This is a genomic window from Bradyrhizobium sp., assembly GCF_030693485.1.
GTDB lineage: Bacteria > Pseudomonadota > Alphaproteobacteria > Rhizobiales > Xanthobacteraceae > Bradyrhizobium.
On sequence record NZ_JAUYAN010000265.1, the window covers coordinates 1 to 4162 of the forward strand.

General features: G+C 64.1%; 4 protein-coding genes and 1 pseudogene. 4 read left to right on the top strand and 1 reads right to left on the bottom strand.

Annotation, left to right across the window (positions count from 1 at the left end; genetic code table 11):
* The 4 genes and pseudogenes from Q8N40_RS19365 to Q8N40_RS19380 all read left to right on the top strand — a co-directional run.
* Nucleotides 1-466, top strand: a pseudogene (locus Q8N40_RS19365) (F0F1 ATP synthase subunit alpha); the annotation flags it as partial.
* A gap of 118 nt (nt 467-584) precedes the next feature.
* Entirely contained in the window at nt 585-1463 is an 879-nt protein-coding gene (locus tag Q8N40_RS19370; protein WP_305318467.1) for a F0F1 ATP synthase subunit gamma, read from the top strand.
* Nucleotides 1464-1490: 27 nt separating this feature from the next.
* Entirely contained in the window at nt 1491-2933 is a 1443-nt protein-coding gene (gene atpD / locus Q8N40_RS19375) for a F0F1 ATP synthase subunit beta (protein ID WP_305712945.1), read from the top strand.
* Between the two features lie 95 nt (nt 2934-3028).
* Nucleotides 3029-3436, top strand: coding sequence for a F0F1 ATP synthase subunit epsilon (locus Q8N40_RS19380; RefSeq protein WP_305318469.1), 408 nt, complete (start codon nt 3029-3031; stop codon nt 3434-3436).
* Between the two features lie 235 nt (nt 3437-3671).
* Here the strand turns inward: Q8N40_RS19380 and Q8N40_RS19385 are convergent.
* On the bottom strand, nt 3672-4162 hold a 491-nt coding region (locus Q8N40_RS19385), incomplete at its 5' end, for an RNA pyrophosphohydrolase (protein ID WP_305712946.1).

Sequence of the window (4162 nt, forward strand, 5' to 3'; positions counted from 1 at the left end):
CCTGTTCTTCCAGGGCATTCGCCCGGCGGTCAACGTCGGTCTGTCGGTGTCGCGCGTCGGATCGTCGGCGCAGACCAAGGCCATGAAAAAGGTCGCCGGCAAGATCAAGGGCGAGCTGGCGCAATACCGCGAAATGGCGGCGTTCGCGCAGTTCGGCTCCGATCTCGACGCTTCGACGCAGCGCCTGCTGGCGCGTGGTTCGCGCCTCACTGAACTCCTGAAGCAGCCGCAATTTTCGCCGCTGAAAATGGAAGAGCAGGTCGTGGTGATCTATGCCGGCGTCAACGGCTATCTCGACAGCATTCCGGTTGCGAAGGTTCGCGCCTTCGAGGACGGCTTGCTGTCGCTGGTGCGCGGCAAGAACGTCGACATTCTCAATACCATCCGCGACAGCCGCGATCTCAGCGACGACACCGCCGCCAAGCTCAAGGCCGTGGTCGAGGCTTACGCCAAGACGTTTGCTTAAGATGTCGTTTGCTTAAGCGAAGTTTGTTGATTGCCGTCATGACCCGGCGCAACGCCGGTCATGACGAAAAAGAGGCTTGCGGTCGGGTCATGAACCGGATCGCCGGGGTGAACTGAGAATGGCTTCACTGAAAGACATGCGGGTCCGCATCGCCTCCACCAAGGCGACGCAGAAGATCACCAAGGCCATGCAGATGGTCGCGGCCTCCAAGCTGCGCCGCGCGCAGACCGCTGCCGAAGCGGCGCGGCCCTACGCGGAAAAGATGGATGCGGTGATCTCCAATATCGCCAGCGCTGCCGCCGGTTCGCCCGGCGCCCCGGCGCTGCTGGCCGGCACCGGCAAGGACCAGGTGCACCTGTTCCTGGTCTGCACCGGCGAGCGCGGCCTGTCCGGCGCGTTCAACTCGTCGATCGTGCGGCTCGCCCGCGAGCGGGCGCTGGCCCTGATGAACCAGGGCAAGGAAGTGAAATTCTTCTGCGTCGGCCGCAAGGGCTACGAGCAGTTGCGCCGCACCTTCGAGCGGCAGATCGTCGAGAACGTAGAGCTGCGCTCGGTCCGCCAGCTCGGTTTCGTCAACGCCGAGGATATCGCGAAGAAAGTCATCGCGCGTTACGAAGCCGGCGAGTTCGACGTCTGCACGCTGTTCTATTCGCGCTTCAAGTCGGTGATCTCGCAGATCCCGACCGCGCAGCAGATCATTCCGCTGGTCGTGGAAGCGCCCGCTGCCAATGCCGGTCCGGCGACATCCTACGAGTACGAGCCGGAAGAAGACGAGATTCTGGGCGGCCTGCTGCCGCGCAATCTCGCGGTGCAGATCTTCCGCGCGCTGCTGGAAAACAACGCTTCGTTCTACGGCGCGCAGATGAGCGCGATGGACAACGCCACCCGCAACGCCGGCGACATGATCCGCAAGCAGACGCTTATCTATAACCGCACCCGTCAGGCGATGATCACCAAGGAGCTGATCGAGATCATCTCCGGCGCCGAGGCGCTTTAAGTTTTCGGACTTCAAGGAGAGAGTTTTATGGCTACACCCGCCAACCAGACCGGACGCGTCACGCAAGTCATCGGCGCCGTCGTCGACGTGCAGTTCGAAGGACATCTGCCGGCTATTCTGAGCGCCATCACCACCATGAACGGAACCAACCGTCTGGTGCTCGAGGTTGCGCAGCATCTCGGCGAATCCACCGTGCGCACCATCGCGATGGACACCACCGAGGGTCTGGTCCGCGGCCAGGAAGTCAGCGACACCGGCAGCCCGATCCAGGTGCCGGTCGGCGCCGGCACGCTGGGCCGCATCATGAACGTGATCGGCGAGCCGATCGACGAAGGCGGTCCGATCGCCTCCGAAGGCCTGCGCCCGATCCATGCGGAAGCGCCGACCTACACCGACCAGGCCACCGAGGCTGAAATTCTGGTCACCGGCATCAAGGTCGTCGACCTCTTGGCGCCCTACGCCAAGGGCGGCAAGATCGGCCTGTTCGGCGGCGCCGGCGTCGGCAAGACCGTGCTGATTCAGGAACTGATCAACAACGTCGCGAAAGCCCATGGCGGCAACTCGGTGTTCGCCGGCGTCGGCGAGCGCACCCGCGAAGGCAACGACCTCTATCACGAGTTCATCGAGTCCAAGGTCAACGCCGACCCGCACAATCCCGATCCGAGCGTCAAATCGAAATGCGCGCTGGTGTTCGGCCAGATGATCGAGCCGCCCGGCGCCCGCTTGCGAGTCGCGCTGTCCGGCCTCACCGTCGCCGAGCATTTCCGCGACCAGGGCCAGGACGTGCTGTTCTTCATCGACAACATCTTCCGCTTCACCCAGGCAGGCTCCGAAGTGTCGGCGCTGCTCGGCCGTATTCCGTCGGCGGTGGGCTATCAGCCGACGCTGGCCACCGACATGGGCGCGCTGCAGGAGCGCATCACCACCACGCACAAGGGTTCCATCACCTCGGTGCAGGCGATCTACGTGCCGGCCGACGACTTGACCGACCCCGCGCCCGCCACCTCGTTCGCGCATCTCGACGCCACCACGGTGCTGAACCGCGCGATCTCGGAAAAGGGCATCTATCCCGCGGTGGATCCGCTCGACTCGACCTCGCGCATGCTGTCGCCGCTGATCGTCGGCGAGGAGCATTACCAGACCGCGCGCATGGTTCAGCAGGTGCTGCAGCGCTACAAGTCGCTGCAGGACATCATCGCCATTCTCGGCATGGACGAATTGTCGGAAGAGGACAAGATCGCGGTCGCCCGCGCCCGCAAGATCGAGCGCTTCCTGTCGCAGCCGTTCCACGTCGCCGAAATCTTCACGGGATCGCCCGGCAAGTTCGTCGACCTCGCCGACACCATCAAGGGTTTCCGCGCCATCTGCGAAGGCAAGTACGATCACCTTCCGGAAGCCGCCTTCTACATGGTAGGCGCCATCGAGGAAGCGGTCGAAAAGGGCAAGAGGCTCGCGGCGGAAGCAGCCTAAGGGGCGAATGGCGAATGGGGAGTAGCGAATAACAAGCGCCCCTCCCCGATCATCGCCACTCGCTATTCGCCATCAGCCATTCGCAGGACTACTCCATGGCCACCTTCCACTTCGATCTCGTCTCGCCCGAAAAACTCGCCTTCTCCGGCGAGGTCGATCAGGTCGACGTGCCCGGCATCGAGGGCGATTTCGGCGTGCTCGCCGGTCATGCGCCCGTCGTGGCCGTGATCCGTCCGGGAATCCTGACGGTGACCGCCGGCGGCACGCAGCACAGGATCATCGTGCTCGGCGGCCTCGCTGAAGTCTCCGACAAGGGCCTCACGGTGCTCGCCGATGTCGCGACCTCGGTGCAGGACCTGGACCGGGCGCAGTTCGCCGATACGATTTCCGGCATGGAAGAAAAGCTCGCCGAGCATGAGGGCTCCGAACTCCATCGCGCCATCGAGCGGCTCGATCACTTCAAGAGCATCCAGCATCAGCTCACTTCGACGGCGATGCATTAGGGTCCGATTTAGCTCGGAATCCGACCCGTCTTCATCTTCTCATTCGAGCATGCTGCGATAGGTCCGTTCGCGTGGGGACCGATGGGACGGATTCTTCTTCCCCCTCTCCCGCTTGCGGGGGAGGGCCGGGGTGGGGGCTGCCTCAACATTCACCTGCGCCAGTGGAGAGAGTTCCCCCACCCGCCGCGCTTCGCGCGTCGACCTCCCCCGCGAGCGGGAGAGGTAAGAAAGAAGCTCACGGCTGCGCGAATTTCGCGAATTCCCGCGCCACCGTCCGGTACACCTCGCGCCGGAACGGCACCACGAGGTCGGCGACGGCATCGAGCCGCTCCCAGCGCCACTGGTCGAACTCCGCCGGCTGGCCGTTGCGCGGGGTCAGCGGATCGATCTCGGCGTCATCTCCCGTAAAGCGCAGCGCGAACCATTGCTGGCGCTGGCCGCGGAATTTCGCCAGCCGGTGCGACGGCGGTCCGTCATAGGCCGGAAACTCGTAAGTCTGCCAGTCGGTTTCGCCGAGATAGCTGGCGTGCTTGACGCCGGTCTCTTCCCATAATTCGCGCATCACCGCGTCGCGCGGGTCCTCGTCGGCGTCGATGCCGCCCTGCGGCATCTGCCATTCCAGGCCTGGCAGAATGATTTCCGGTCCGTCGTCCCTGAAACGTCGCCCGATCAGGACCTGACCGGCGGCGTTGAACAGCGCGATGCCCACATTGGGGCGGTAGGGTT